This is a genomic window from uncultured Nitratireductor sp. (assembly GCF_913053745.1).
In the GTDB taxonomy this organism is placed as follows: domain Bacteria; phylum Pseudomonadota; class Alphaproteobacteria; order Rhizobiales; family Rhizobiaceae; genus Nitratireductor.
Genome location: NZ_CAJXGF010000244.1, coordinates 1 through 3,663 on the forward strand (window position 1 = coordinate 1; position 3,663 = coordinate 3,663).

Consider the following 3,663-nt stretch of genomic DNA (forward strand, 5'->3'; position numbering starts at 1 on the left):
CCGTTCAGGGCCAGCCGATCTCCGGCCCGGCCCTGAACGTTCCGCCCCCCGGCATCAGTGCATCGTCATCCATTCGCGTGCATCGCGCAGCGCCTTGGCGAGTTCCGGCTTGGACATGCCGGCAGCCACTTCCGAACGCAGCTCCGCGGCGCGTTCGGAGCCTTTGATGGCCGCGATGTTGAACCATTTGTGCGCGGCCACCAGATCGACATCGCAGTCGCGGCCAGTCGCATACATCATTCCAAGCTGAAACAGCACGTCGGCCTGGGTGGACGAACCAGCCGTACCGAAGCCTGCTTCCTGAACGTCATAACGTGCCATAATTCAAATCCCTGTTTTTCTCCCGAGAGCCTTATGTTTGCCCGTCCAGGGCCAGCCCTTCGATGTTTCCGAGAATGCAGGGGGCGGCTGAAATCGCCGTTAAATCTTGTGCTTAATTTGAAGAAAACAAAATTCAAATTTTCAGTAAACGCCTGATTTTGTTAAGCATCGCAAACCCGCGCGGCCTTGGGGTTTCAACGATGGGCGCCCCGTTATTTCGTTAACGGCGATCTCAAGATTTCGCTAACCATGCGAAACGCTTGAAGAGCGAATTTTCTGAAAATTCTAATCCTGCTCTGGACGATCGCGACGTGTTGGACAAGCGGCCAAGGGGATACAGAAAGGCCGTCCGGAAGCCGGTTCCTGGCGAACGATGCACTCGATACCGAACACATCCTCGATCAGGTTCTGGCGGAAGACATCTTCGACCGCGCCGCATCCGGCGACCTTTCCAGCGCGGAAGAAAACAATGTCGTCGGCAAAGCGGGCCGCAAGATTCAGATCGTGCAGAACAACGACGACAGTCTTGCCATCCTGCGCACCAAGACGACGCACGAGAGCCAGCACGTCCAGCGCATGGGCGATATCGAGGTGGTTTGTCGGTTCATCGAGAAGAATGACGGGCGATGCCTGCGCCAACACCATCGCGATCCAAACGCGCTGAAGTTGACCGCCAGACAGCGTACCGATGGGACGATCCGTAAGGTGGGTAAGATTTGTCTGCTCGAGCGCCGTGGCGATGGCCTCCCGATCGACCATGGTATCGGAAGCGAAAGCCTTGCGGTGTGCGTAGCGCCCAAGCGACACGAGTTGCCCGACAGACAGTTCCTCCGGTGCGGTCGGGCTTTGCGTAAGCATGGCGATTTCGCGGGCAAGCACTTTGGCCGTCAATCCCGACACGGGTTGGTCGCGCAGAAGAACGGAACCAGCCCGGGCGGGCAGCATGGCCCGCATGGCGCGCAGGGCGGTCGATTTGCCACAACCATTGGGCCCGCAAAGCGCAGTGAGGCGTCCGGCGCGAATGGACAGGTCGAGAGCGTCAAAGACGAGTTTTCCCGGATAACCGAGTGCGGCACCGCGCAACTCCACTTCGGCACGCTCTTTTGCATGGTCCTTATGCATGAACTCTACCCGCGCGTATCAGAATAAAGAGGAAGTAAGGGGCACCGATGACTGCAGTGACCGCGCCGGCGGGCACTTCGAGGGGCGCAAAACACACACGCACGACCAGGTCGGCGACAATGACGATCGCGGCGCCGATAAATGCTGCGCCCAGCGCCTGTCCACCTGCGCGGCCACCGACGACAAGCCGCGCAATGTGCGGCGCGACGAGGCCGACGAACCCGATGGCGCCAGCGAAGGACACGGCCGCCGCCGTCAATGTGGTGGCAACAGCGAAAAGCAACAACTGGGTCGCGCGCACGGGCAGGCCAGTTGCTCGGGCACTCGATTCGTCGAGTTGAAGCTGGTCCATCCGGCGCGCCAATCCGAAGACCAACGGGACCAGAAGCGACAGACCGATCGCCAACACCTGCACATCGGTCCAGCGTGCTTGATAGACGGAACCGGCAAGCCACATGGCGGCCTGACTCGCACGGTGGACCGGACCGTCGACGAGAAAAAGCGTAACGCCGGCCTTGGCCAAAGCACCCAGCGCGACGCCATAGAGTATGGTGCGCAGCGGCGGCGCTCCGGTGCGTACGGCAAGCAGGATTACGATGCCGGCGAAGACGAGCGCCCCGAAAACAGCGGCCCAGGGCTGCCACATGATGCTCACGGTGAGCGCGTTCGATTCATTGCTGAAAACGAAGAGAAAGACCATAACGCCAAGCGCCGCGCCATCGACAATCCCAAGCACCGATGGTGAAGCGAGTACATTGCGCGTTGCGCGCTGAAGGACAAAACCGGCGAGCGCGAGCGCCATTCCGCTCAAAGCGGCCATGGCGATCCGTGGCATGCGCAGCGACCATATGATGATCGTGTCACTGCGTTCGCCAGACCCGGCAATGGCAAGAAGAACACGTTTTAGCGACATGCCCGAACTGCCGAGCGCGACGCTCGCGAGCGAAAGCGCCGTAACAAGCACAGCACAGCAAGTGAGAACAGCCATGCGTGAAAACAGGCGTGGCAGGGGACGCGCAGACGCCAACTCCGTCATATCCCCGCCTCCAGCCGCTTGCGCTGCAGAAGATAAAGCAACATCGGCACACCGACCGCAGCCAGGAGAACGCCGACCGGGGCCTCGGACGGATAAATGACGAAACGGGCTGCAATATCCGCAGCCAGCGCCAGCGCCGAGCCGGCCAGCAGAGAAAGCGGAATCAGTTCCCTGTGACTCACCGGGCCGCTCAACCGCGCCAGATGGGGCGCGGCAAGGCCGATGAAGGCGACGGGTCCCGCCACAGAGACGCTGACACCGGCCAGGAGCGCCGCCAACACCAGTACGGCAAGGCGCACTTTCAATACGGGAACTCCGAGCGCTTCGGCGGTTGTATCGTCGGTCAAGAGCGCATCCAGCATCGGAAACAGACCTATGCCGGCGGTTGCAACGATGAGCACGACGGGCGCTGCAAGATAAAGGAGTTGGACATCGCGATCGGCAAAACCGCCGGAAAGCCAGAAAATCAGCTCTTCCATCGTCCGCTCGTCCGCCACGATGACGATTTGAATGCCGGACGACAGAAGAGCCGCGACCGTGACGCCGGCAAGGAGCAGATAGGATGGAGAGGATATGCCGCCGGCCGAAAAGGCGAGTGAGAAGACAAGAAGCGCGCATAAAAGCGCGCCGAAACAGGCTGCAGCCGCGATCGCGGACAGCGAACTCGCCCCGCTTATGACGACCAAAAGCACCACGGCGAAGCCGGCGCCGGCGTTGATGCCGAGAAGTCCCGGCTCGGCCAACGGATTGCGTGTTGCTGTCTGCAGAAAAAGGCCGGAGAGTCCCAAGGCCGCCCCCACCACCAATGCTATGAGGGTGCGCGGCACGCGCAGCGTGTTCACGATAAGTGCGGCCTGATCGTCTCCGCCCTGTGTCAACGCACGCCACACCTCATGTCCCGGGGTGAAGCGTATCCCTACATGCAGGCTTATGATCGCCAGCAAAGCGATCCCCGCAGTCAAAACGGCATGAGGAAGATAACGCGACATTTGTCTCTCATTTTCGTCACAGGTGCATTTCAGAAGTTGAATATCTATGTCAACTTCAAACTTGACATTGCGACACAGCATTTGATTGGTCATGCCGTTCGACAGAACGTCGTTTCACAACAGGAGACAGACATGCGCTTCTTTCCCCTTCTATCGGCGGTATGGCTCGCTGCTTTCGTATTGACCTCCGGGAGT

General features: G+C 60.1%; 4 protein-coding genes. All 4 read right to left on the reverse strand.

The window, feature by feature from the left end; genetic code table 11:
• Positions 1–54: 54 nt before the first annotated feature.
• Complete coding sequence (locus QZ638_RS22850) at positions 55–321, reverse strand: sel1 repeat family protein (RefSeq protein WP_295814979.1); 267 nt, start codon at positions 319–321, stop codon at positions 55–57.
• A gap of 285 nt (positions 322–606) precedes the next feature.
• Positions 607–1,443, reverse strand: a complete 837-nt coding sequence (locus tag QZ638_RS22855; RefSeq protein ID WP_295814980.1) for an ABC transporter ATP-binding protein — start codon at positions 1,441–1,443, stop codon at positions 607–609.
• Positions 1,436–2,479 (reverse strand): iron ABC transporter permease, encoded by a 1,044-nt coding sequence (locus tag QZ638_RS22860; protein WP_295814983.1) that lies wholly within the window; start codon positions 2,477–2,479, stop codon positions 1,436–1,438. Before QZ638_RS22860 ends, QZ638_RS22855 begins: the two co-directional genes overlap by 8 nt.
• A complete protein-coding gene (locus tag QZ638_RS22865; RefSeq protein ID WP_295814985.1) occupies positions 2,476–3,468 on the reverse strand; it encodes an iron ABC transporter permease in 993 nt (330 codons plus the stop codon). The genes QZ638_RS22860 and QZ638_RS22865 overlap by 4 nt, the downstream gene beginning before the upstream one ends.
• Positions 3,469–3,663: the final 195 nt, after the last annotated feature.